The organism is Paenibacillus radicibacter, from assembly GCF_024721995.1.
Classification (GTDB): Bacteria; Bacillota; Bacilli; order Paenibacillales; family NBRC-103111; genus Paenibacillus_AM; species Paenibacillus_AM radicibacter.
In genome coordinates this window covers 314859-340855 of the sequence record NZ_JANQBC010000003.1, presented here as the reverse complement: position 1 = coordinate 340855, position 25997 = coordinate 314859, and the positions used below count along the sequence as shown (strand labels likewise).

At 46.8% G+C, this 25997-nt stretch carries 17 protein-coding genes, 1 pseudogene and 1 other annotated feature; of the genes and pseudogenes, 14 read left to right on the top strand and 4 right to left on the bottom strand.

The window, feature by feature from the left end; translation table 11 throughout:
* The first annotated feature begins 13 nt into the window (after positions 1 to 13).
* The 11 genes from NV379_RS09255 (at position 14) to NV379_RS09205 (ending at position 17971) form a co-directional block, all read left to right on the top strand.
* Entirely contained in the window at positions 14 to 7276 is a 7263-nt protein-coding gene (locus tag NV379_RS09255) for a non-ribosomal peptide synthetase (RefSeq protein WP_258207000.1), read from the top strand.
* Positions 7273 to 7476: an MbtH family protein gene (locus NV379_RS09250; protein ID WP_258206999.1), complete on the top strand. Its 204-nt coding sequence runs from the start codon at positions 7273 to 7275 to the stop codon at positions 7474 to 7476. Before NV379_RS09255 ends, NV379_RS09250 begins: the two co-directional genes overlap by 4 nt.
* A gap of 240 nt (positions 7477 to 7716) precedes the next feature.
* Positions 7717 to 8307, top strand: a complete 591-nt coding sequence (locus NV379_RS09245) for a nitroreductase family protein (RefSeq protein WP_258206998.1) — start codon at positions 7717 to 7719, stop codon at positions 8305 to 8307.
* A gap of 25 nt (positions 8308 to 8332) precedes the next feature.
* Positions 8333 to 8815, top strand: a complete 483-nt coding sequence (locus NV379_RS09240; RefSeq protein ID WP_258206997.1) for a nitroreductase family protein — start codon at positions 8333 to 8335, stop codon at positions 8813 to 8815.
* A 144-nt stretch (positions 8816 to 8959) separates the two neighbouring features.
* Positions 8960 to 9724, top strand: coding sequence for a hypothetical protein (locus NV379_RS26055; RefSeq protein WP_308860271.1), 765 nt, complete (start codon positions 8960 to 8962; stop codon positions 9722 to 9724).
* A gap of 16 nt (positions 9725 to 9740) precedes the next feature.
* Positions 9741 to 10505: a collagen-like protein gene (locus tag NV379_RS09230; RefSeq protein ID WP_258207200.1), complete on the top strand. Its 765-nt coding sequence runs from the start codon at positions 9741 to 9743 to the stop codon at positions 10503 to 10505.
* Between the two features lie 99 nt (positions 10506 to 10604).
* Positions 10605 to 10916 carry a hypothetical protein gene (locus NV379_RS09225; RefSeq protein WP_258206996.1) on the top strand — a complete coding sequence of 104 codons (312 nt, stop codon included), beginning with the start codon at positions 10605 to 10607 and terminating at the stop codon, positions 10914 to 10916.
* A gap of 54 nt (positions 10917 to 10970) precedes the next feature.
* The gene (locus NV379_RS09220) at positions 10971 to 13472 is read left to right on the top strand and encodes a GH39 family glycosyl hydrolase (RefSeq protein WP_258206995.1); all 2502 of its coding nucleotides are present in this window, start codon (positions 10971 to 10973) and stop codon (positions 13470 to 13472) included.
* Between the two features lie 248 nt (positions 13473 to 13720).
* Positions 13721 to 15070 carry a glycoside-pentoside-hexuronide (GPH):cation symporter gene (locus NV379_RS09215; RefSeq protein ID WP_258206994.1) on the top strand — a complete coding sequence of 450 codons (1350 nt, stop codon included), beginning with the start codon at positions 13721 to 13723 and terminating at the stop codon, positions 15068 to 15070.
* Between the two features lie 45 nt (positions 15071 to 15115).
* On the top strand, positions 15116 to 16816 hold the full coding sequence (locus NV379_RS09210) for a glycoside hydrolase family 3 protein (RefSeq protein ID WP_258206993.1): 1701 nt from the start codon (positions 15116 to 15118) through the stop codon (positions 16814 to 16816).
* Positions 16817 to 16864: 48 nt separating this feature from the next.
* Complete coding sequence (locus NV379_RS09205) at positions 16865 to 17971, top strand: alpha/beta hydrolase (protein ID WP_258206992.1); 1107 nt, start codon at positions 16865 to 16867, stop codon at positions 17969 to 17971.
* A gap of 71 nt (positions 17972 to 18042) precedes the next feature.
* Here NV379_RS09205 and NV379_RS09200 read toward each other — a convergent pair whose 3' ends face one another.
* From NV379_RS09200 to NV379_RS09185, 4 genes are read right to left on the bottom strand one after another with little or no spacing between them, the layout of a single operon-like run.
* Complete coding sequence (locus NV379_RS09200; protein WP_258206991.1) at positions 18043 to 19050, bottom strand: FecCD family ABC transporter permease; 1008 nt, start codon at positions 19048 to 19050, stop codon at positions 18043 to 18045.
* A complete protein-coding gene (locus NV379_RS09195) occupies positions 19047 to 20057 on the bottom strand; it encodes a FecCD family ABC transporter permease (RefSeq protein WP_258206990.1) in 1011 nt (336 codons plus the stop codon). Before NV379_RS09195 ends, NV379_RS09200 begins: the two co-directional genes overlap by 4 nt.
* Positions 20058 to 20064: 7 nt before the next feature.
* Positions 20065 to 20985 (bottom strand): iron-hydroxamate ABC transporter substrate-binding protein, encoded by a 921-nt coding sequence (locus tag NV379_RS09190; RefSeq protein WP_258206989.1) that lies wholly within the window; start codon positions 20983 to 20985, stop codon positions 20065 to 20067.
* A gap of 5 nt (positions 20986 to 20990) precedes the next feature.
* Positions 20991 to 21782, bottom strand: coding sequence for an ABC transporter ATP-binding protein (locus NV379_RS09185; protein WP_258207195.1), 792 nt, complete (start codon positions 21780 to 21782; stop codon positions 20991 to 20993).
* Positions 21783 to 21989: 207 nt separating this feature from the next.
* Between NV379_RS09185 and NV379_RS09180 the strand changes: the two genes are divergently transcribed.
* The 3 genes and pseudogenes from NV379_RS09180 to NV379_RS09170 all read left to right on the top strand — a co-directional run bounded on the left by NV379_RS09180 (position 21990) and on the right by NV379_RS09170 (position 25920).
* The gene (locus NV379_RS09180; RefSeq protein WP_258206988.1) at positions 21990 to 23048 is read left to right on the top strand and encodes an NAD(P)/FAD-dependent oxidoreductase; all 1059 of its coding nucleotides are present in this window, start codon (positions 21990 to 21992) and stop codon (positions 23046 to 23048) included.
* A gap of 49 nt (positions 23049 to 23097) precedes the next feature.
* Positions 23098 to 23375 (top strand) — a binding site (T-box leader).
* 244 nt (positions 23376 to 23619) lie between these two features.
* Positions 23620 to 25259, top strand: a pseudogene (gene metG, locus NV379_RS09175) (methionine--tRNA ligase).
* 118 nt (positions 25260 to 25377) lie between these two features.
* Positions 25378 to 25920 (top strand): DinB family protein, encoded by a 543-nt coding sequence (locus NV379_RS09170; RefSeq protein WP_258206987.1) that lies wholly within the window; start codon positions 25378 to 25380, stop codon positions 25918 to 25920.
* Positions 25921 to 25997: the final 77 nt, after the last annotated feature.

The following is a 25997-nucleotide window of genomic DNA, read 5'->3' as shown; positions in this document are numbered from 1 at the left end:
GGAGGGATAGCTTATGGTCATGAAGCAGCAGACTTACTGGCGGCTGACAGGTGCACAATCCGGTATCTGGTTTGCGCATCAGCTCGAACCGCATAGTCCTATTTTCAATACAGGTGAATTTATCGAGATACAGGGTCCTATTGATCCCGTTAAGTTCGAAGCCGCATTGCGAAGAACAATTGATGAGGCCGAGACGCTTCATTTGCACTTTGGTGAAGATGAACATGGACCATGGCAGAGCTCAGATGCCCCTAGAACATGGGAAATGCATCGAATGGATGTTAGTGAGGAAGAGGATCCATTAGCGGCGGCAAAAGATTGGATGCATCAAGATCTGAAGCAGCCAGTAGAACTAACCAAAGATCCGTTGTTCAAAGAAGTGTTGTTTAAGCTTGCCCCTGATCGGTATGTATGGTATCAACGTATTCACCATCTCATCATTGACGGGTACAGCTTCTCCCTCCTTGCACAACGTGTAGCTCAAGTGTACACGGCATTATCTAGTGAACAGCCGCTAGGTTTAGGGGGTTTTGGCAAGCTGGAAGCCATGATGGATGGAGATACGGCTTATCTAACATCGGATCAGTTGGAGCGAGATCGTACCTATTGGCGAGATCGGTTTGCCGATGAACCTGAAGTTGTTAGCTTAGGTAACCGCATGGAGCGTGCGTCAGCAAGCTTTATCCGTGAAAGTGCGCAATTATCAGCTCAGGAAACGGAGCAGATTCGACAGATTGCAGACCATGCAGGGGTTAGCTGGGCTGATGCTGTGATTGCAGCTATGGCTTCTTATATGCATCGAATGACAGGGGCAGGTACGATTGTTCTTGGCTTGCCGATGATGTGTCGCTTAGGTTCAGCATCTCTTCGCATACCGAGTATGGCAATGAATTTATTGCCACTGCGTTTGGAGCTTCGTCCAGACATGACACTGTCAGAGCTTATGCTGCATGTGGCGCGCGAAGTTCGGGATACGCGCAAACATCAGCGTTATCGGCAGCAAGACATGCGGAGAGATTTGAAGCTCCTCGGTGATAATCGACGGTTATTCGGGCCGATGATTAATATCATGCCTTTTGATTATCAGTTGAATTTTGGCGGATATCGAGGTGTGTCTCATAACTTATCAGCGGGTCCTGTTGAGGATCTATCCATTAATGTGTATGACCGAGCAGCTAGTGGTCTACGTATTGATTTTGACGGAAATCCAGCCATATATGAAGCAGAGGAAGTGCGTAAGCATCATGGGCGATTCCTAAGCTGGTTAGGGCAGTATGCGAGGGCAGATGTACATCAGCCTATCTCGGAGCTCATGCTTGTCCAAGACGCAGAATGTGATCTAGTGCTCAACAAGTGGAATGATACACAGCGGGAAATATCTACGTCCACTCTTATCAAAATGGTCGGTTCACATACCATTCCATCTTCCGCTTTGGTGGAGGCGCAAGTGAGCCGTACACCAAAGCGTGTCGCGGTTACGTTCGAACAGCAGCAGCTGACTTACGATGAATTGAATGAGCGTGCCAATCGTCTTGCGCATATGCTCATCGCACAAGGTGTGGGTCCTGAGCGAATTGTTGGTATCCTGCTCCCACGATCTATCGATATGATTGTTGCTGTTCTGGCTGTACATAAGACAGGTGCAGCATATATGCCGCTTGACCCTGATTATCCGCTGGATCGTATTGCCTATATGTTAGAGGATGCCAAGCCTACGTGCATGATTGTTGTAGAAGAGACGGCACATTTACTACCGGACTCAACTTCGATTCGTTCGATCGTGCTAGATCATGCCACGGTTAACAACCAATTAGAGTGCCGATCGGTTGTATCACCTGATGATGAACAGCGTACGAGTCGATTGTCACCGCTTCATCCTGCGTACATTTTGTACACATCGGGCTCAACGGGACGTCCGAAGGGCGTTATGGTGACGCATGGCAGTCTGACGAATCTCCTCCTTGCCATGCAGGACAAATTTCAATTAGGTGAACAAGATGCGTTATTGTCGGTAACGACAATTGCATTTGATATATCGGTGATGGAAATTTTCTTACCGCTAATGACAGGGGCATGCCTGGACATCGTGCCAAGATCGGTGATTCTTGACCCACCCGCCCTTGCTCAGATGATGCATGACAAAGGCACGACGATCATGCAAGCCACGCCAACGTTATGGCAGGCACTTGTGTTAAGCAAGCCCAAGCCGTTTCACGGTCTTCGAATTATTACAGGCGGCGAGGCGCTCGCAACGGGTTTGAAGCTGGAACTGCAGGCGCTTGGATATGAGGTACATAATCAATATGGTCCTACGGAGACGACCATTTATTCGACAGCTGGTTGTTTGGGAGGTGAACATTCGGGCACGCCTTCCATTGGCGGACCCATAGCCAATACACAGGCTTATGTGCTGGATGCAGGGCTGAAGCCTGTACCACCAGGTACTGCGGGTGAGCTGTATTTAACAGGGATCGGACTTGCCCGTGGTTACTTAGGTCGATCGGATTTAACAGCAGAACGGTTTGTTGCTAATCCGTATGGACCACCTGGTTCGCGCATGTATCGGACAGGAGACTTGGTGCGATGGCTTTCCGATGGAACACTTGAGTATATCGGTCGTATCGATCATCAGATCAAAATTCGCGGGTTCCGTGTTGAACTGGGTGAGATCGAATCGTTGCTATCTAGGCATCCATTAATTGCCCAAGTGATTGTCATGGCTAGGGAGGATCAACCTGGAGAACGACGATTAGCTGCTTATCTTGTTGCTAAAGATGATCACAAGAGTGAAGGAGATAGCACGAGTGCGATCCATCTTGATCTGGATGCGATTCGACGTTATGTATCCGAGGAGATGCCTTCGTATATGGTGCCGTCGGCTTTCATTCAGCTTGATGCCATGCCGCTAACACCGAATAAGAAAGTGGACCGAAGAGCACTTCCAGCTCCTGACCTGCAGTTAAGTGCAATTAGACAGCCTAGATCCCCGCAGGAAGAGCTGCTCTGCAGCTTATTTGCAGAAGTGCTCGGTTTACCGAAGGTAGGGATTGATGATGACTTCTTCGAGTTAGGCGGTCATTCCTTGCTCGCAGGGCGGATGGTCGTCCGCATTCGTGAGGTGCTTGGCGCGGAACTTCAGATCGGCGATTTCTTTGAAGCAACGACTGTTGCTACCTTGGTGAAGCGTTTGGATCGTGCACAAGTGGCAAGACCTGCGATTCGTTCGGTTCACCGTAACGAAGTCGTACCGTTATCTTTTGCACAGAATCGACTATGGTTCTTATATCGTCTTGAAGGTCCGAGTCCGACTTATAATATCCCGCTTGTTGCGCGGTTATCTGGAGAATTGAACTTCGCGGCACTGGAAGCAGCACTTGGTGATGTTGTTAACCGACATGAAACACTTCGTACCATTTTCCCAGACCGACAAGGGACACCGCAGCAGGTGATACTTGATATAGCGGAGGCTTACCCATCTCTAATCGTTACGGATACAAGTGAGCCGGAATTGCCGCACATGCTGACAGAAGCTGTTCGTTATCGTTTTCAATTGGATCAAGAACCTTCTCTGCGTGCACAGTTATTCGTACTAGGGCCGCATGAGTATGTGCTGCTACTTCTCATTCACCATATTGTCGGGGATGGTTGGTCGTTAGGACCCCTATCGCAGGAATTGTCTGTGGCTTATACGGCGAGGTTACAAGGAGATGCGCCAGCTTGGCTGCCTTTACCTGTACAGTATGGAGATTATGCCATCTGGCAGGATCAATGGTTAGGCAGTGAGGGAGAAGAGGGCAGCTTGCTCACGAAACAGCTAGAATTCTGGACAGAGACGCTGAAAGGGTTACCTGAGCAATTGGAGCTACCGACAGATCGACCAAGACCACAAGCAGCGAGTTATCAAGGTGGTGTGGTTCGTCTGCACATTCCAACTGAAATGCATAGTCAGCTTCTATATGCGGCTCGTGAGAGTAAAGCAAGCTTGTTTATGGTGCTGCAAGCGGCACTTGCAGTTCTTCTTACTCGGTTAGGCGCAGGTACAGACATTCCGATTGGCAGTCCGATTGCCGGTCGAAGTGAGGACGCGCTTAGCGGCATGATCGGACTGTTCATTAACACCCTTGTACTGCGGACAGATACATCAGGAGATCCGACATTCCGTGAGCTAATCGCTCGTGTAAGAGAAGCGGCTTTAGCGGCTTATGCGCATCAAGATGTACCATTCGAACGATTGGTAGAAGTACTGAATCCTGTGCGGTCCAGGGCACGTCACCCTCTATTCCAGATCATGCTTGTCCTGCAAAATAACGCAGAACCGGCGCTTGCACTGCCAGGGGTCGTGACGGAGCTGCAACTTGAGAGTGCGGATACGGCGAAGTTTGACTTAACGTTCGAGTTTAATGAAAAACGGGGTGTAGACGGCAGTCCAGAAGGGTTAGAGGGGCTTATTGAATTTAGTTCCGATCTGTTCGATCGGCAGACGATAGAGGGCATGGCAGCTCGACTACTTCAAGTATTGGCATGTGTGGCGAACGATCTGGATCAATTCATCCGAACAGTTCCTATTGTTACGCCAGAAGAGCGAAGCAGACAGCTTGCAGCTTGGTGTAAGCCGCTACCTACATTCCAATCATCAACGATTCCTGCGTTGTTCGAAGCACAAGGGATGATGAATCCAACCACACTTGCGGTTACTTATGAACAGGAGCAGGTCAGTTACGCTCAATTGAATGAACGAGCTAACCAATTAGCCCATCTTCTAATTGCAGAAGGGGTTAGCGTTGATGATCGGGTAGCGTTAGCACTTCCGCGTTCAGTGGATATGGTTGTAAGTATTCTGGCTGTACTTAAAGCAGGCGCAGCGTATGTTCCACTTGACCCTGATTATCCAGCAGATCGATTGCTGTACATGGTGGAAGATGCACGTCCGGTATACGTGATTGCCTCATCATCGGCATTAAGCAGCATGCCGGATTTAGGTGCTGTTAAGCGACTGCTGTTGGATTCACCTGAGACGGGATTACGCATCGAGCAGATGCGAAAAGGCAACCCGACTGATGGTGATCGAAGAGGAAAGTTGTCCGCGCTAAACGCTGCTTATATGATCTACACCTCAGGGTCGACGGGCAAGCCGAAGGGCGTAGTCATTCCGCATGGCAATGTCGTGCGGTTGATGAGTTCGACGCAGCATTGGTTCCAGTTCGGAGCAGATGATGTGTGGACGATGTTCCATTCGTATGCCTTTGACTTCTCGGTATGGGAAATATGGGGACCGCTGCTACATGGAGGTCGTCTAGTCGTTGTACCGCATACGATTAGTCGCTCGCCATCGGAGTTCCTATCCTTACTAGCACAGGAGAAAGTAACTGTACTGAATCAGACACCATCGGCATTCTACCAACTGATGCAAGCAGATAGTGAGAATCTCGCAATATCTGAAGCGCTAACGCTGGGTTATATCATCTTCGGTGGAGAAGCTTTGGAATTGGGACGGTTGGAAGAATGGTATTCACGTCATGCGGAGGATGCACCGCGGCTGATTAATATGTATGGAATTACGGAAACAACCGTGCATGTCAGTTATAAGGAGTTGACTCGCAGCGGCTGCGCGTCGAGTAGTGGCAGCTTGATTGGCGAGTCGATCCCTGACTTGCGGGTGTATGTGCTGGATGAGGCGTTACAGCCTGTTCCACCTGGGGTGGTAGGTGAGATGTATGTGGCAGGAGCAGGTCTAGCACGTGGGTACTGGGGTAGAATGGGTCTGACAGCAGAGCGATTTGTCGCTGATCCTTATGGAGAATCAGGCTCACGGATGTATCGAACAGGTGACTTGGCGAAGTGTCATCCAGACGGATCACTTGATTATCTAGGTCGAGCTGATCAGCAAGTGAAGATTCGTGGGTTCCGTATGGAGCTTGGGGAGATTGAAGCTGTATTGGTACGACATCCATCAGTGGTGCAAGTTGCTGTCATGGTACGTGAGGATCAAGTAGGAGATCAACGACTTGTAGCCTATGTGGTCTCTACGCAAGATGGACTTGTTGATCCTGCTCAGCTTCGTCAATATGCAGGCTTGTCGCTACCTGACTATATGGTTCCATCTGCCTTTGTGGGTATGGAGACGTTACCACTCACACCCAATGGTAAGCTCGATCGTAAGCAGTTACCTGCGCCAGATTGGGAACTGCCTCTTGATGGTCGAAGCCCACGTACGCCGCAGGAAGAAGTGCTCTGTGATTTGTTCGCTGAAGTGTTAGGGATACGAAGAGTCGGAATTGATCATGGCTTCTTCGAGCTTGGCGGACACTCGCTACTTGCGGTGCGATTAATGAGCCGTATTCGTGATGCGTTAGGTGTAGATCTAGGCATTGGTGTCCTATTCGAAACACCGACAGTAGCGGGACTCGCACAACGGCTTGATGTGGATGCCGATCAAGGTGCTCTACAAGTTATTCTACCGCTGCGGGCGCATGGTTCAGAACAGCCGATCTTCTGCGTACATCCGGCTGGAGGACTTAGCTGGTGCTATGCGGGGCTCATGAAGCATCTAGGGATGGAGTATCCGATTTACGGACTGCAAGCCCGCGGAATTGGGCAGGAGGAGCCGCTGCCTAGCACATTGGAGGCAATGACCGCTGACTATATCGCGCAGATTCAATCCATTCAACCGCACGGACCTTATCGACTGCTTGGTTGGTCGCTTGGCGGTAATGTGGCACAAGCGATGGCTGTTCAGCTGCAGCAAGCCGGAGAAGAAGTCGAATTCTTAGCGATGCTCGATGCATTCCCAAGCCACTATTTGCCGATTCGTGATGAAGTGGATGAGGAAGAGGCTCTTACCGCCTTATTGGCTCTTGGGGGATACGATCCAGATAGTCTAGGCGATGTTCCTCTTACGATGGCAAGCGCGATTGAGATTCTGCGAAGTGACAGTAGTGCTCTAGCAAGTTTGGATGAGCATGTCATTATGAATCTTCGACGTACGTACGAGAATTCGGTTCGATTGCTAGCTTCGTATGTTCCGCAGCGATTCGTTGGTGATCTTCTGTTTTTCCACTCCACTATCATTCCAGATTGGTTCGATCCAATTGATCCGAACATGTGGATTCCGTATATCGGTGGGCAGATTGAGCGACATGACATCGCTTGTCGTCATAAGGATTTATGTCAGCCGGGTCCGCTTACGATTATCGGTCAACAGCTCTCCGAGAAGCTGCAAGCATTGAAACAGCGTCACCTACTTACATCTGAATCGAAGGAGGCGTTACCGCGATGAGTAATCCGTTTGAACGGGCTGACATTGACTATAAAGTATTGACGAATGAGGAAGAGCAGTATTCCCTATGGCCGGCGTTTATCCCTGTACCACAAGGTTGGACAGTCGTGTATGGGCAAGCTTCCAGGGAACACTGTTTAGCATACATCGATACCCATTGGACAGATCTACGTCCGCTTAGTCTGATAACAGAAGCTTAGTATAAGGCACGATAAAGATCGATATAAACTTCAAACCTCCATGCAAATGGGGGTTTTTTCGAATCCGTATCAGGACAAAATCCCGCTAGTGGTCAAAATAATCCGTCTAGTGGTAGTCATAATTGCGAATGATAATTATTATCAATAGAGTAAGGTCGTACGGATATGAATTAGATCAGATGCATGATTTTTAAAAATGATAGTTCGACAATCATATACAGAAGTGAGGGAGCGCACATGATGGAAGAACAAGCGCTGACAAATATACAGCAGTTAACACAAGTAATCCGAGAGCGTAGAACGACTCGTAGTTATATCGATCGCCCTGTAACAACAGAGACAGTGATGGAGCTGCTGAAGGCTGCATCAGAGAAGATTCCTAGTGACTGGGAAGACCCGAACGCGCGATTCATTCTAGTATCCAGTCAGCAGGCTAAAGAGAAGGTAGTCTCCAAGATGATGGAAGCACTGCAAGAGCAGACCTTGTATCGCTTGATGCCGAAGAAGTTGAATCAATCTTTCGCTAGTAAAATCTTGAGTATCCCGACTTATCTTGTTGTGGTACAGAAGACGGGGCAAGATGCGATAAAGAATGACCGTGACTATGCGGCAATTTCGGCGATGCTTCATAGCTACTCGCTACTTGCATGGGAGCGTGGAATTGGGCTTGTATGGAATACGGAAGCGTTCATGCAGAAACAGGTTTTTATGAATGCACTTGAACTTGAAGACAACGAACGCATCGTGTGCACGTTGTTCATGGGTTATAACGATCGAGTACCGAAGACCGGCAAACGAACGGCTGCGGAGAAGAAAGTAACATTTATATAAGGATCGCAATAAGGAGGTGCAGCAGATGTCTTTAAGTGAAAAGATTCAACCGATAGATCGAAGTGTGATCATGGATATGTTGAATATTGCTGTGTGGGCGCCAAACCACAAGTTACGTGAACCGTGGCGGTTTGTGTATGCAGATGGAGCGGGTAAACAGCGTTTAGTAGATGTCGTGAGCAAGTATGATAACCAGCTTGCCTTAGCGATAGAGGAAGCACCCGTATGCTTGATCGTAACGGCGAAGACGAATAAAGATATGGCTATTGAATTCGATGACTTCGGGGCAGTAAGCTGTTTGATTCAGAACTTGCAACTCATGACTCAAGCCAGTGGCCTTGGGATGAAGTGGGATCTTGCGGATTACAGCGAGTGGACAGAGCTGCTAAAGCTTGCTAGCATCGAAGGTAATGAGAGGATTGCGGGTATTCTAACAATCGGATATGCAGATGAGAGGCAAGAGAAATCGGCAGATCGCAAGATTGCTAGTCAGATAGCAGTCTGGTAACACATAGATGACCGGTTGGGGCGTAGAGCTCGAATCGGTCATTTTTTATGAAATTGTACAGCCCATAGGTAGTCGTCCATGCTCTGACAAGCAGGCAAACATACACTGCAAACGATAAGTGGACTGCTGTGTGGGGGTGGATACATGGATCGTCATGTGAAGAAGGTGGAGGCAAGCAAGCTTAAGCAGCATATCAAACCCAAGAAGATCCGATCTTGCAAGTGCAAATGCGTATGCCGTGGGCCACGCGGAGCAACAGGACCCCAAGGACCACGTGGCGCGACAGGACCACAAGGGCTTATGGGTCATCAGGGACCCACAGGAGCGACGGGGGCAACGGGTCTGCAAGGTGAAACAGGCGCAACAGGTCCAACTGGCCCGCAAGGGGCTACAGGAATTCAAGGTATTCCCGGAGCGACTGGAGCAACAGGTCCAATTGGATTACTTAGTGCCGCATCATTTGGGCATTTTCTTGTGCCAGGTGAGGTGTTTCCGGTTGATGTACCGATTACACTTATCCCTTTTACTATTGTCGGAACAGGAATTACACAGGTAGGAACGGATGGTATTGCTTTAATTGGCCCTGCTAATTACACGGTCAATTATGGTTTGACTGGAGACTCCTCTGATCCGGTTGATAATCTATTAGCTTGTCAATTAACGTTAGATAATGTTGGTCTATTCGGCGGTTTTATTTATAGTGTTGCTCGTGATGCCGGTGGTGCGGCTAACAACTCGCACTTGAGTATTAATGAATCATTGATAGTTTCAGTACCTGCTTCTGGAAGTGTATTACGGATTGTTCCAAGAATTAATGATGCGGTATATATTCTTCCAGCGGATGCTGTCGCCTTATTAGCAAGCCATAATGCTGTCGTAGCTGGAATTACAGTTATTCGAATCGGTTAGCAGGGAGGGGCTTACGGTGAAGTTGAAATTGCTCATGCAACGAAAAAGAAGACCATTTACCCTACCCAAGTGTGTTGGTAAATGCAAATGTATATGTCGTGGTCCAATTGGTTCTACTGGTCCACGAGGTCCAATCGGACACCAAGGATCTAGAGGTCGAAGGGGACTTGCAGGTCTGACCGGTGCCACAGGTTCTCCAGGTATAGGCGATGGAATAACGGGTATAACAGGACCTCAAGGTTTGCCAGGTGCTCAAGGTTTGCAAGGATTAACGGGAGCAACAGGAGCACAGGGAATGATACCTGGAACTAGCGCAGGAACGTTCTCTCACATATTTGTACCCGGTCAAATTTTATTTGCTGTAAACCCTATATCCTTGGAGGCAATAAACGTTACAGGAACAGGGATCACGCTTGTAGGTACGACTGGCGTTATGCTTGATGGACCAGCAACTTATTTTGTTTTTTTTGGTCTAACGGGGGATTCAACAGATCCAGTAGACAACGTACTCGCATGTCAGTTGTTTTTGGATGGTAATCCTCTATTAGGTGGATTTATATATGGAGTGGAACGACAAGCCAATGGAAACGCCAATCAATCGCATTTGCATATTAAATCTACTTTGATTGTCGACATTACTGGGGCTAGCGGTGTGTTGCAGATTATGCCGCAAATTAATGATGTTGATTATTTTGCCCCGGCAGATGCGATTGCTGCATTAACAGGTTCGAATGCATCTGTGGCTACTATTACAGTTGTACGAATTGAACCTCAGTTCTAAAAGGAATCTACGAATTACATGCGGAATGTAAATACGTATTTAATTTCTTGGGGGTACGAGAATGGCAATTGAATCATTGGAACAGTTAATTAAACAGTTGTGGCGGTAAGCGAACTTCAGTATCCGCTGCAAATATCAGTATGGGAATCGTCTGTAGGGATGACTACTTGGCTGAAAGAAGTAGGCTGGCGCGGTGTGATAGAAGGAGAATCATTCGAATGGATCGTTCAGCTAACAACGGAGCAAATTCGTTATGCCATGCAAATTGGGGTTTCAACGCTAACTTACGAAGTAGATACGACAGATCCTTTTGCGATGAAAATATTAGCATCCTTCCCCTTCCAGCCTGCCCCGACTTGGGTGACTTACCAGAAAAAATTTCTGAAAAATAATCAAAACAAATTGATGTAAACGCATTCAGCGATATAATGGAGGGAATAAACGGCTGTACAAGGGGTGAACGTCATGGACTATATTTATGAAAGTATTCAGATCGACAAGCAGCTGCCGATTCATCTATTTCTGCATCAAGCACGGTATGTCGCAGACCATTGGCATGACAGTGTGGAGCTGTTATTCGTCCTTCGGGGAAGTGTAGATGTCTACATGCAGCGGCAGAAATCGACGTTACGCGAGGAAGATGTACTTGTCATTAACAGCAATGAGATTCATGCCATCCAATCCGATGAGGATAACTTACTGCTAGCTTTGCAAATTCCCGTGTCTTTCATGAAGGCGAATTTTGCAGATTTGGGCCATCTGACGTTTCATTGCAAGTCGTTTCTCTATGGACCGGAAGAACAAGAGAAATTCAACGAAATTCGCTCGCTGCTTGCTGAGATGATGTGGATTTACAACAAAGAAAACTACGGCTATGAACTCAAGATTAAATCATTGCTGTTCCAGCTCTTATATTTACTATTGTGGAAGTTCCGCGAGAGTGAGGGACAAGCCGGTAGTCGGATCAGCTCGAAGTATTTGAAGCGCATGCTCAGCATCGTCAATTATATTAATGATAACTACATGAAGTCCCTTAATCTGAACGATATTGCGGATAAAGAGCATCTTTCGGTTCCGTATTTATCTAGCTTTTTTCAAAAAAGTATGGGGATGTCCTTCAGTCAGTACGTGAATCAGCTCCGCTTGAAACAGGCGATGCGAGATATTACGTATTCCGATCATTCGATTACACAAATTGCGATGGATCACGGGTTCCCGAGTCTCAAGTCGTTCCATAAGGTATTCAAAGACGCTTATGAAGTCTCGCCGAATCAGTATCGCAAAGGGCTGGAGACGATCCATGAAAATGCGAAAGTACCGGAGAAAAACTATGTCATGTACTTGGACTTTGATCGAGATAACGCCTATGAAGCCTTGTTCAAGTATTTGCCGAGCGAGAACAATCGCACGTTAGATAATTGGTCGGATAAGGGTACGGTAACACAAGAGATTCATCTGCAAGTGTCCGGTAAGCATAAGCCGCTTAAGCCCTACTGGCAGGAAATGTGCACGATCAGCAAGGCGAAGGAAATTCTGCATAGTGAAGTGCAGCGGCAGCTTCGAATGGTGCAGGAGCATATTCCGTTTCGCTACATTCGCTTTCATGGGATCTTCGATGACGAGATGATGGTGTACCGAGAGGGGCCAGATGGACAGCCGATCTTAAATTTCTTCTATGTGGATCAACTGCTGGATTTCATTCGAAGCGTTGGACTACGGCCGTATATTGAGCTTGGGTTTATGCCGAAGGATTTGGCGAGCAGTGAGTTCTCCTTTTTCCATAAAAAGAGTTACCTGGGCATGCCGAAGGATCTTCGTAACTGGCAGCTGCTTATCGAACAGTTCATGCTGCATTGCAAGCAGCGTTATGGCGTTGAAGAGATGAAGACTTGGTACTTCGCCTGCTGGAATGAGCCAGATATGCCGCTGTTCTGGGAAGGTTCGTTTGAGCAGTATGGCGAATTATATACGATCACGTATGAAGCGGTTAAAGCAAGCTGTGCAGACTTTCAAATGGGCGGACCCGACATCATCTCGGAGACGATTCACGCTGGCGAGTGGCTGGATACGTATTTGCAATTTTGTGAGGCGCGCAAGTGTGTACCGGATTTCATCGCGTTCCACAGTTATCCCGTGTATTTTACTGATCAATTGGACTGGCAGCGACTGACACCGAAGTCCATTCATCATTCCACCTGTGAGGATTATGTGAAGGAGACGGTTCATCTGCTGAAGGACAAGCTGAAGCGGGCATGGGGATATGTGCCAGACATTCATGTGACCGAGTGGAACGCGACACCATTTCATCGGGACTTAACGAATGATACGACTTATAAGGCGGCTTATATCGTGAAAAATGTGCTCGAGAACATCGACGAAGTGAAGAGTCTCGCATATTGGTCGTTAACGGACTTGCTCGAGGAACTTGCACCTGCTGAAACGACGTTTCACGGGGGTCTGGGTCTCATCACGAATAACGGGATCAAGAAACCAGGTTATTATGCGTATGAGATGTTAGGTCGTATGGGTGATCAGTTAGTGGCTCGAGGCAAGGGGTATTGCTTGACGAAGTCGCAGGATCGGTATCAGCTGATGGTGTATCATTATTGCCATTATGACCGTCTATACAGCATGCATGAGTCACTGGGGATTGATGCGCGGAATCGTTATCATGTATTTCGCGATATGAATGAGCTTGAGATGAACTTTAAAGTGGATGGCTTGCCGAGCGGTGATTACGAAGTTCGCCAGGTCCTGCTCAGTCGCAGTCATGGCAGTGCATACGACACATGGCTTGAGATGGGAGCACCCGCAACATTATATCCTGATGATGTGGCTTATATGAATAGTAAATCTGTGCCGCTTCAAGAGCGCAAAATAATGAAGATCGAACAATCTACTGATTTCAAATGCGTGCTAACCCCGCATGAGGTGCGTTTATATGAAATAAAGCCACTATATTCATAAGTTTGGGTATATATTGTGGTAGCAAGATTGAAAGACTCACAGAAGGTGGGTCTTTTTTTACGTTAAAAGAGGTCGTTTCTTCATATTTTTAAATGTAAGCGCTTTATTGAAAAGATTATTAATCATTAAAAATGACATCTTTTACGTGAATAGGAGGAAAGAAGAGTCCCTCAGATATCTATATAATCAGTCATGTAAGGGTTTTCATTGTTGAATTGATTATTGATATGCTCATTAGGAGGGCTATTATGGAAAACCAAGTTTCATGGAAAGAGCGGATTAGTTATGGTCTGGGGGATACAGCTTCGAATCTCATTTTCCAAGTGATTACGCTATACCTCATGTTCTACTACACGGACGTGTTCGGACTGGATGTTGCTGCGGTCGGTACGTTGTTCTTAATTGCTCGTATTATTGATGCATTAGATGGACCGATCTTCGGGATCTTGATTGACCGGACGAATACGAAATGGGGTAAATCTCGCCCGTGGTTCTTATGGCTGTGTATTCCGTTCGCTGCAGTGGCGATTCTGACATTCATGACACCGGATTTTTCGGCTAACGGCAAATTAATCTATGCCTATGTCACATACATCTTGCTCGGAATTCTGTATGCAGGAATTAACTTGCCTCTGACTTCCTTGTTATCGAGTATGACAAGCAATTCACATGAACGTACAGTTATTAACACCGTACGGATGTTACTTGCGCAAATCGGCGCACTTATCGTGAGTGTAGGTGTTATGCCATTCGTAGCGTTCTTCGGAAAAGGCAATCAACAAGCAGGTTTTCAATGGACGATGACGATGTTCGCAGCGATTGCAGTCGTACTTTTCCTTATTACATTTAAGAATACGCGTGAACGCGTTCAAGTTAACGGTAACAAGCCCGTTCCTTTCAAGGAAGGTGTGAAAGCAATCAAAGGCAATACACCATGGTGGCTCATGCTCGTACTTGGTGTGTTCATGTGGATGGCGATGGTCGGTAAAGGTACGGCACTTATTTATTTCTTAAAATATAACTTTGGTAGAGAAGACTTAATTCCGGTGCTCAATGGTCTTAACATCTTATTGTTAGTCGGAATTGCTTTTACTCCGCTCGTATCCAAGCGCTTAGGTAAGCGAAATACACTGCTTCTCGGTATGCTCATTGGTGCGGTAACGCAAGTGGTTGTGTTCTTTGCGGAACAGGCGATATCGGTTGGACTACTTATTACAGCCAATGCAATCGGAAATATAGGACTCGGACTCGGTGCAGGATTATTGTTCGCCATGTTGATCGATACGGTTGATTATGGCGAATGGAAATCAGGTGTTCGTGCACAGGGGTTGCTAACTGCAGCGAGCAGCTTCGGCGTGAAGTTTGGGATGGGTATTGGCGGTGCGCTTACGGCATGGATTCTCTCCAATGGAGGATATGTACCGAATGCGACGCAGACGGAATCCTCGCTTAATGCGATTTCGTTCAACTTCATTTGGCTACCAATGATTTGTTTCTTGATCTGTTCATTCTTGCTCCTATTCTACAAATTAGATCGTGTAGAGAAGCAGATGATTGGGGATTTAGGAGCTAAACGTAGTATCGATATTGGCGCATAAGACTATAATTTTTATAAAAAAAATCAGACAGCAGGGGGATTTACGATGATTAATTTAAAAGCGAAACCATTCAATTTGAATGATGCAGATATTCAGTGGGTAGAAGAGAAACTTCAATCTCTAAGTATGGAAGCGAAGATTGGTCAGCTATTCTGCCCAATCGGATTTAGCCAAGATAAGCAAGATTTGCAGAATCTGATCGATCATTTTCAGCCAGGTGGAATTATGTATCGTCCAGGTGTTGGGGCTGAGGTACAAGAAACACATCGCTATTTGCAGGACAACTCCGCAATTCCGCTCTTAATTGCTGCGAATCTAGAAGCCGGTGGTAACGGAATTGCGTCAGATGGAACCTTTTTCGGTAAGCAAATGGAAGTTGCAGCGACAGATAACGAGGAGATGGGTTATCGTCTTGGTGTTGTGGCTGGAAGTGAAGGTAGTGCGGTTGGCTGTAACTGGGCGTTCGCACCGGTAATTGATATCGATATGAACTTCCGTAACCCGATAACGAACATTCGTACGTACGGCTCTGATCCTGAGCGTGTGCTGCGAATGTCCAAGGCGTATATGAAAGGGATTCATGAGCAGAATGTGGCGGTGTCCATTAAGCACTTCCCAGGTGATGGTGTGGATGAGCGTGATCAACATTTACACGTTACACACAATACGCTATCGATTGAAGAGTGGGATCGTACGTATGGTCATATCTATAAAGAGATGATCGAAGCAGGAGCAGGTACAGTAATGATCGGTCATATTACGATGCCGGCTTATTCCAAAGCGCTTGTGCCGGGTATGGAAGATAAGGACATTATGCCAGCAACACTTGCTCCTGAACTATTGAATGGGTTGTTGCGCGAGAAACTTGGCTTTAACGGGATGATCGTAACAGATGCGTCCTTAATGGGTGGGTTTACGATGGCGGAGAAGCGTGAGATTGCGGTTCCGAAGTCGATTGCAGCAGGTTGCGACATGTTCTTGTTTAATCGCGATATTCGTGAAGATTACGAATTTATGCGTAAAGGTATTGAGAACGGTATCTTGACGATGGAACGTGTAGATGAGGCGGTAACGCGTATTCTCGCACTGAAAGCATCATTAGGGTTACACCGTAAGCAAGCGGAAGGAACGCTTGTACCAAGTGCCGAAGCTTTATCTGTATTGAAGTGTGAAGAGCATGAGCAGTGGGCGCAAGAATGTGCAGATCAATCTGTTACTTTGGTGAAGGATACTCAAAGTTTATTGCCACTGAGTGTAGAGCGTCACAAGCGCGTGTTGTTGTTCGTCTTAGGGGATGAAGCGGGACACTTTGGCGGAGAGGGTACGTATAAAGGGTTCATGGATCAATTAACGAAGGAAGGCTTTGAAGTGGAGTTGTTCCCACGAGGTGAATTTGATTTCAGTATCCTTATGCAGTCTGTTGAGAGCTTAAAGTCGAAGTATGATCTAGTTCTGTACTATATTAATCTGGAGACGAAGAGTAACCAGACGGCGGTACGTGTGAACTTTGCTGCACCATTCGGAGCAGATATGCCGTGGTTCTTAACCGAACTTCCGACGGTATGTGTTTCCGTGGCAAGTCCGTATCACCTGCAAGATTTACCTCAAGTAAAGACCTATGTAAATGCGTACTCAGCGAGTTCTTATGTACAAGAGGCGGTTGTTGAGAAACTGCTCGGTCGTTCACCGTTTAAAGGTGTCAATCCAGTCGATCCATTCTGTGATCTGTGGGACACAAGGTTGTAATCGAACAGTATTTGTTGACGTAATCATGAACAGGGGAGGAAATGACTAATGATGAACAAAGAAGAATATAAACGGATGGTAACTGCACTTGAACATCGCACAGTCGTAAAGCATGTGAAGGGGATGGATATCACTTGTAAGCTGCTTCCCGATTCCGATGCAGAAGGCGTTATGGACGAACGTGTACTTGGTGAAACCTTGAAGATGATGGAGAAGCTTGCGGCAATGCCGAAGTCGGATCCAAGTCAGGTTGACCCAATGGCGATGGTTGTAGGTATGCGAGCATGGATGGGTTGGCCGAATACGGATGTGACGACAAAGCCAATTCGGACAGAAGCCAGAACGATTGAAGGTTCGGAAGCTTCAATTCCTGTGCGCATCTATACACCGGAAAGCGATGCCGCTATGCCCGCAGTTGTGTTCTTCCATGGAGGTGGATTCTTCGGCGGTACGTTAGACGTCGTGGAGAATCCATGTAAAGCTATCGCAGAGAAGGCGAATGCGGTGGTCATCTCGGTGGATTACCGTCTAGCTCCTGAGCATGCGTATCCTGCAGGCTTTAACGATTGCTGGGATGTGGTGAAGTGGGTACATGAGCACGCGTCATCCTTGCAAGTAAATCCAGACCAAATTGCAGTGTGCGGAGACAGCGCAGGCGGCAATCTGTCCACGGTATGTGCACTGAAAGATCGCGAATTAGGGACAGGACTTATCAAGTTCCAAGCGCTGCTTTATCCAACAGTCAATATGGCTGGTGCGACAACCGATGACTATGAGTGGAAACTAGAAGATTACACGATTGCGGATGCGCATCGCGAGCTGATTAGCGGCGGCCTGCAAGGTATGGCTGGTTCTACGCAAATGCTGAACGCTGTCTATCTGCAAGGAGTCGTACCTCCAACGGATATGTACGCTTCGCCGCTGCTTACAGATTTGAAAGGCATGCCAGAGACACTGATCATCACAGCGGAATATGACTTCTTAACACGTGAAGGTGAAGCGTATGCGAGAAAGTTGCAGCGTGCGGGCGTGAACACACAGATGATTCGCTATAACGGCATGGACCATGCGTTTATGGATAAGATCGGGTATTTCCCGCAAGCGGAAGATGCGATGAATGAAGTAGCGAAGGGCATAAAGCGGGTGTTTGGTTAAGAGGTTGATGACCGTTATATGCGGACAATAAAGAAGCTCCACCTTGGTGATCAAGGTGGAGCTTTCTTGCGTTATTTTTTAAGCAGAAGATAGACGAAGTACGGTGCACCGATTAGCGCGACCATAACCCCAGCTGGAATACCGTCTGGTGCAACGATTTGCCGTCCAATTGTATCCGCAAGCAGCAGTAGGAAGCCGCCGCCGAGAATAGCAACCGGTAAGAACAGTTGATGCCTAGGGCCGACAAGCGCTTTAGCAATGTGCGGTGCGAGCAAGCCGATGAAGGCAATTCCTCCTGTAACGGATACGGCTGCTGCTGCAAGTGCAACTGCGGTAAGTAAAAGTACACGTCGTTCTTTGGCTAGTTGTACACCGACTCCAATGGCTATCGGTTCATTCATGGCGATGAGATTGAGTCGATTTGCTTTGTAGAACGTGAATGGAATGAGCACGATAAGCCAAGGCAAGATCGCCCAGATAAACGGCCAATCTGCTCCCCATATATTACCGGCGATCCATTTCGCAATAAAATCAACTTTCGTTCGTTCAACCGATGAGATTAGAACCATCATCACACCGGATAATGCCATTGCGAATCCGATGCCGGTTAACACCAATTTCACGGGCTGTAGACCGGCATTTTTCTGATAAGAGAATAGATAGATGATCGTTGCCGTAGCTAATGCCCCGATAAATGCAACGATAGGCAGCATGTAGGCGAATGATGCAACATCGATTGGCATGTATAGGAAGAAAACCGTGATCGCTACGCCTGCCCCTGCATTAATGCCGATTATTCCCGGGTCTGCTAACTCATTTCGCGTAATACTTTGCAGAATCGCCCCTGAAAGGGCAAGCGCCATTCCCGCGAGCAGCGTAATGATGATGCGAGGCATGCGAATGGAATACAAGACGAAAGTTTCTTTAAATGTTCCTTGTCCAAACAAAGTCGGGATCAGTCGATCATAAGAGAGTTTGGCAGAGCCCATGCCCATACTGACGATCGTCGTACCGACAATGAGCAGTACGAGTAAGGTGACAATAATTCGTTGTTTACGAACAATAGCTTGGTGAATCATAGGAATGAGCGCCCCCCTTTGTGTACGATGAAGAGGAAGAAGGGCAAGCCGATCATCGCAACAATCGCGATCACGGGTGTCTCGTAAGGCATATTAAGTGTGCGTCCAATTGTGTCCGCAAGCAGCATGAATGAAGCACCAGTGATGGCTGACATCGGCACCACATAGCGATAGTCTGTACCAACAATCGCACGAACCATATGGGGAATCATGAGTCCAATGAACGTCATATTGCCAACTAATGCAACGGATGCGCCAGTTAGCAAGATCGTGACAAGGAATAAGATCGCTTTAATAAGCGTCGTCTTCTGCCCGAGTCCAACTGCGACTTCTTCACTGAGGCTGAGGATCGTAAGTTGCCTTGCGAGCAGCATAGCAATAATGAGTCCCGCAGCAATAAACCAGAAGATGAGCTGCAATTGATCCCACGTTGTACCGATCAGTCCCCCTGAAGTCCAGAGGGATACACTTTGCGATATTTTGTAAGCAAGGCTGACACCCTCAGATACAGCAACTAAGAAAGCCGATACCGCAGCACCAGCAAAAACAAGCCGAATCGGCGTAAAACCGCCTCTTTTTAAAGCGCCAATCCCAAAGACAAGCAGTGCACCTACAGCAGCACCGATAAAACATGCGATCATAATGATCATGTAATTCGCTTTTGGTAAGAATGCCATGGTGAGTGCAAGTGCTGCACTAGAACCTGCTGTAAGTCCAAGTAAACCTGGATCCGCCAGCGGATTGCGCGTCATGCCTTGGATAATCGCACCAGAGACAGCAAGCGCACTGCCGACAAGTATAGCGGCAAGCTCACGGGGTAATCGAATCTCGCGGATAATCGAATAGTTCTCCCCGCCAGCTTGAGCGGTTATGGCCTGCCATACGTCTTGTACGGAGGTATTGGCAGCGCCGAATATCATCGCGCCAGTGAACATAATAACAAGCAGGGCAAGCCCTGCTATTAGTTTAATGAAGAATGAGATGGTTGTAGGTTTTTCTTTGACCATCGGTTTATTAACCTAAGAAATGCTTCTTAAAGAACTCAAGTTGGAAGTCGAGTGTCAGTGGGTCGTTGAAGTAGAACGCTTGCGCATCGGCTTCGTACACTCGGTTATTTTTCACAGCAGGAATGTTCTTGTACGTGTCAGTTTGTTGGAAGGAGTTATCTTCTTGACTATTCTTACTGAAAATCACGTAGTCCCCTGCGAACTGAGAGAGCACTTCAAGCGAGATTGCGAAATAACCTTCTTTCTCTACGCTCTCCTTCACTTTTGCCGGCATTTTTAGTTTCATTTCTTGGTATAGAATTTCTGTACCACGACCCCAATGGTCGCCGAATACGTACATTTGCTTGTTGAAACCTTCGATTACAGAAACGGTTGCGTTCTCACCGATTTTGGCACGGATGTCAGTACCTGCTTGTCCAGCGCGTTTCTTGAAATCATCAACCCAAGCTTTTGCTTCTTTTTCTTTGTTTAGCGCCTTACCGATTTCGAGGTGTTGTGTAAGGTAATCGACTTTACCGTATGTGTAAGTCACAGTAGGAGCAATAGATTTCAATTTATCGAGATTCTTATCTGTTGACGATCCGATGATAAGATCGGGATTCAGCTCAATGATCTTTTCTACGTTTTCGGCAGACACTTCGGCAACATCTTTTAACTTGTCAAAACGAGGGTTTAGCTTCGACCAAGAATCAACACCAACTAGATTCACACCTAGTGACATCACATTACCCGCATAAGAAGAGAGAACAACGACACGCTTTGGATTTGCTGGTACTTCGAGTGGTCCGGATTCCGTTTGGTACGTGATCGTTGTCTTCTCAGGTTGTTTCGCATCAGGAGATGCGCTTTCCTTAGAAGCAGATGGACTGCCACATGCAGCCAGTAGAACGAGTGAAGCCATAAGTATAAGGGATAAGAACTTTTTCATGTAAATTAAACTCCTTTAAGTAGGTTATATGTGACACACATTGGTTTTTGCGTTCGTGGATCAATACCGATTTCGGCATCGATCTGGAACACTTCTTTTAGTACATCGTGATTAATGACTTCTTCACAAGTGCCTGCTTTAACAATTTGTCCGTCCTTAAGTGCAATGATGTAGTCTGCAAAGCGAGCAGCTTGGTTCAAGTCGTGCAATACCATGACAATGGTGCGTTCTTGTTCTTGATTGAGCTTCTGGAGCAGTTCCAACACTTCGAGTTGATGTGCCATGTCCAGATAAGTCGTCGGTTCATCTAGGAAAATAATTTCGGTTTGCTGCGCGAGCGCCATCGCAATCCATACGCGCTGCCGCTGTCCACCAGATAACGCATCGACAGGACGGTATTTGAAGTCCCCAGTTCCCGTCACCTCAAGAGCCCAGTCAATCACTTCAATATCTTGTGGCGTTAGTCGCCCGAGACCAGATTGATAAGGGAATCGACCATAAGAGACGAGTTCACCGACTGTAAGTCCACTTGCACTCTCGGGTGTTTGTGGCAATATGGCCATTTTTCGAGCTAACAGCTTCGTGTTTTCCTTAGCAATGTTGGCACCATCGAGAATAATCGTTCCAGACTGATGCGGAATTATGCGTGTGAGTGCTTTGAGTAGAGTGGATTTACCGCAGCCGTTAGACCCAATAATCGTCGTGATCTTCTTATCAGGAATGCGTACGTTTAAATCTTTCACTATATATTGTTCACCATAGCCAATACTTAAGTCATCTGTGTATAGGCGAGCTATCATTGCATATAACCTCCTTCAGGCGAGTGCTATCTTACGAGCATATTCACATAACGATATTGATAATCATTATCATTTAAGTCACGATACTTAACATAAAGGTCTCAGACAAATTTGTCAATACTCTCTTGTTATTTGAAAAAGATGCGGTTATAGTTAATTGAGAATGATAATCAATATTAATTAGCTTATGGGGAGCGAGACGATATGGAACGTGAGCAATTGTTTGATGTGACGATTATTGGGGGAGGACCTGCCGGGTTATACTCTGCCTTCTATAGCGGTCTGCGTGAGATGAAGACGAAGATTATTGAATTCCAGCCGCATCTCGGGGGTAAAGTTCATGTTTATCCGGAAAAAATGGTATGGGATGTCGGTGGACTAACGCCTGTAACAGGCGCTAAGCTAATGGAGCAACTTATCGAACAAGGGCTTACCTTCCAACCTGAAGTCGCTTTGAATGAAAAAATTGTACGTATTACTCGTAATGTGGATCAAATATTTGAATTGCATGCAGCCTCAGGTGTGGTGCATTACTCCAAGACGGTTATCGTTGCGGTCGGTAGTGGAATCCTGAAGCCCCAGAAGCTGAACATAGAAGGTGCGGAGAAGTTCGAAGTTTCGAATCTTCACTATACCGTGAAGTCGCTCAAGCAGTTTAAAGATAAAGTTGTACTGGTATCTGGCGGCGGTAATGCTGCGATTGATTGGGCGAATGAACTAGAGCCGATTGCTCGCAAAGTATACTTAACCTATCGTCAAGAAGCGCTTCAAGGTCACGAAGCGCAGGTATCTCAACTATTAAATAGCTCAGTCGAGTGCTATTTCAGCACGAATATTACGAAGCTCTTAGCCAATGACAATCATGATGCGATATCGAGCGTAGAACTCACGAATCAAGTGTCAGGTGAAGTGTTCCAGCTTGCAATAGATGAAGTGGTTATCAATCATGGCTATGAACGGGATAAAGATTTGCTTGAGAACAGCGATCTCAACATTGAGATTGCAGACAACTACTACATCGCAGGCAGCACGAATAGTGAGTCGTCCGTTCCGGGACTCTATGCGGCAGGGGACATTTTGAAGCATGAAGGCAAGCTGCAACTGATTGCAGGTGCTTTCCAAGATGCGGCCAATGCCGTGAACAAGGCGAAGCAGTTCGTTCAACCTGATGCGGATGACAGCGCAATGGTGTCGTCACACAATGAAATGTTTAAATCAAGAAATCGTGAAATTATTAAGCAGATGATGGAAGTGTCGTCTTGACACTTGGCAATAGGATGTATATAATTTCCATTAATTGAAAACCATTTGCTTAAAAGCGATGATGAGAAAGAGTACCTTCGTAACGTCTTTAAACAGAGAGCTCCGGTAGCTGAAAAGGAGTAAAGAACACGCGAAGGGAATATGGTCTTGGAGCTGCGCATCGAAACCCGCTAGGGGTGTAGGCTGCGCCGGAACCTGCATCCGTTAACATGCTAGGGTATAAACGCTCATGTTTCATTTGGCGTCGTACCTGAAGAGGATAGTGCCGCGAGGCATTTATTAAAATTGGGTGGTACCACGTGAGTCTACATAGCTCTCGTCCCTTCGGGATGAGGGCTTTTTTGTGTTTTTAAAAATTAATGAGTGTGTACAAAAATTTTAACGTAAGTGAAAAATGCACTGTAGGAACGAAGTGTTCGCCTTTGAAATCGTGAAAATACAATAAATTAAATTCAAAATTCACGATTGAGACTCACAGGCTTTCTGAAGAAAGCCACTTCGTAAGCATGAAGTGTTTTTTTCTCTGAAGTGGTCCAAATATTTGAGCACGCTCTACAAGGAGGAATGTTCAATGACAAACGTATTTATTGGCGGCGCATGGCCGTATGCGAATGGGTCACTGCACTTGGGAAGATTGGTGAGTTTACTGCCGGGGGATGTGCTCGCGCGTTACTATCGGGCGAAAGGCGATCAGGTGCTGTTCGTCTCTGGGAGTGACTGCTATGGGACACCGATTGCGGTGCAGGCAAATAAAGAAGGTGTTGCGCCAAGTGACATCGCAGATCGATTCCATCAGGAATTCGTCGATTGCTTTAACAAGCTTGGATTCACGTATGACTTGTACACGCGGACGGATCAGCCGTTTCATCAGCAGGTGGTGCAGGAGATCTCTTCCTCGAACTATTGGCAAAAGGATACTTGTACCCCAAAACGGTACTCCAGACGTATTGTGAGACGGATGAGCGATTCCTACCGGATCGCTATGTGGAAGGCACTTGTCCGGTATGCGGCAAGCGAGCAAGGGGAGATCAGTGCGATTATTGCTCTACCTTATTAGATCCCACCGATCTGATCGATAAAACCTGTAAAATCTGCGGCAATTCGCCTGTGGAACGACCGACTGAGCACTATTATTTTGCCTTATCTAAGTTCCAAGAGGAATTGGAACAGTATGTAGATGCGTCTCAAGGCTGGAGAGATAATGCGATTCAGCTAACAAGGCGTTACTTATCGGAAGGGCTGCAAGATCGCGCGGCGACAAGAGATTTATCTTGGGGTGTTGATGTACCGGTCGCAGGGTTCGAGGCGAAGAAGGTGTATGTGTGGATTGAGGCGGTGAGCGGGTATTTGTCAGCGAGCAAGCAGTGGGCTGGGCAAACAGGCGGCAGCTGGGAATCCTTTTGGCAGGATAATGGGGAGGAAGTTCGGTCGTATTATGTACATGGCAAGGATAACATCCCGTTTCATACGTTAATCTGGCCAGCCTTGCTTAAAGGTATAGGAGAGTTGCATCTTCCAGATCGAATCATCTCAGGTGAATATTTAACTTTGGAAGGGGAGAAGTTCTCGACTAGTCGTAATTGGGCAGTGTGGGTACCGGATTTGCTCAGTCAATATGACCCAGATTCGATTCGTTATTTCCTCATAGCCAATGGTCCTGAGAAACGGGATGCAGACTTCTCATGGCGTGAGTTCATCTATAGTCATAACGGCGAGCTGCTAGGCGCATTCGGAAACTTTGTGAATCGGACGCTATCGTTTATTAACAAATCGTTCGATGGTCGCGTACCTGAAGGTGATCGAAACAAGGAATGGGAGAAGGAGTTAACACAGCTGTATGTCGATGCAGGGACTTTAATAGAAGAAGGGCATCTAAAGGCAGCATTGGAACGAATCTTCACGACCGTGCGTGCAGCGAACAAATTTATCGATGAGCAGAAGCCTTGGTCGCAGTATAAGGAAAGCCACGAAGCAAGCGGGCAGACGCTCAATACGTGTGTACAGATTATTGCCAACTTGGCGAATCTACTGGAACCCTTTGTACCTTTTGCCTGTGAGAAGATTAGAGGGTTCTTAGCGATAGGCAAGCCATCATGGGAAGTGATCCAAGTGGCTGCGAATCAACCCATTACTAATCTGCAATTGTTATTCGAGCGTGTTGATGTAGATCGGATTGAGGAGGAGATGGAGCGTCTAAAGGCGAATTCCTAGACATACAATGAACGGGGAAAGCAATTATTGTGAAATTGATGAATCCTTCCTGACATCCTCTTGTCAGCAATGGTTTCGTATACTTACATTATCCAATAACAAAGAGGAGCTGTAACTAATGACAACATCAATCACACAAACCGTAGCGCAATTCGAGGAAACGCTCAATCATTACCTACAAGAACTAGACAAATATAGCTTGGAACAGTTAACGAAAGTCGTAGACGAGGAAGAGTGGTCACTTGGACAGATGTATCTACACCTGATTAACTCGGCAAATAACATGCAGCTTCGTAATGCAGAGGAGTGCTTAGAACAGAGCGGTAATGCAGCCTTGTTCACAGGTGAGCAGTCTGAAGGTTGGCAAACGATGCAGAAGATCGGTGGATTCCCACCTATTGCAATCAAAGTTCCAGCATCTCCTATGCATACGCCGCCACAGCCAGAGAGCAAGGAGCAGATCGTTCAAGGCTTGAATACAGTTCTAGTTCGAATGAAAGAAGTTGCAGCTAAGCTGGACGGGGCAGATCTGAGTTATACCGTCGCGCACCCTCGCTTAGGTCCACTACATGCACTCGATTGGTTCAACATCTTAGAGATGCATTATCGCCATCATTTGTTGCAAAAAGCCAAAATCACAAGCAGTTGGGTCACCGCATAATCACCTAACATGCAATTATCGAGGAGTCCTGTAATCAGGGCTCTTTTTGCGTTTTTGTGTTATATAAGGAACTGACA